The organism is Frankia sp. Hr75.2 (assembly GCF_949319125.1).
Lineage (GTDB): Bacteria > Actinomycetota > Actinomycetes > Frankiales > Frankiaceae > Parafrankia > Parafrankia soli.
In genome coordinates this window covers 1-631 of sequence record NZ_CASGGV010000213.1, presented here as the reverse complement: position 1 = coordinate 631, position 631 = coordinate 1, and the positions used below count along the sequence as shown (strand labels likewise).

The following is a 631-nucleotide window of genomic DNA, read 5'->3' as shown; positions in this document are numbered from 1 at the left end:
GACATCCCGCGCTGACGGCCGGTCCGCGGCACGGGAAGACGGTCGTGGCGTGGGCGAACCGGGCGTCGGCTCGGCGTCCAGGCGCGACGCCAGCCGGGCGGCCTGCGCCAGCAGGCCCTGCTCCGACCGTGCCGAGAGGATCCACGGCACCGCACCGACCGGCCCGGCCGCGGCCGCGGCCGCGGGTCCGGCCGCGGCCCCGGGCTCCGATTCTGGCTCGGGGGCGGCTGGCGGGGCCTCCTCGATGACGACGTGCGCGTTCGTGCCCGACATCCCGAACGAGGAGACCCCCGCGCGCCGGCGGCGGCCCGGCTCCGGCGGCCACGCGACCTGCTCGGTCGCCACCCGGACCCCGCCCAAGGCCCAGTCCACCCGGCTGGTCGGCGCGTCCACGTGCAGGGTCGCCGGCACCGCCTGATGGCGCAGCGCCTCCACGATCTTGATGATCCCGGCCACCCCGGCGGCCGCCTGCGTGTGCCCGATGTTCGACTTCACCGACCCCAGCCACAGCGGGCGGTCGGCCGGGCGGCCCGGGCCGAACACCCCCAGCAGCGCCCCCGCCTCGATCGGGTCGCCCAGCGCCGTCCCGGTCCCGTGCGCCTCCAGCACGTCCACGTCGCTTGGCACCGCT

General features: G+C 78.3%; 1 protein-coding gene. It reads right to left on the bottom strand.

The window, feature by feature from the left end; all coding sequences use genetic code 11:
• Window positions 1-631: ketoacyl-synthetase C-terminal extension domain-containing protein (locus tag AC559T_RS15360; RefSeq protein WP_498869173.1), on the bottom strand; the 631-nt coding region annotated here is incomplete at both ends.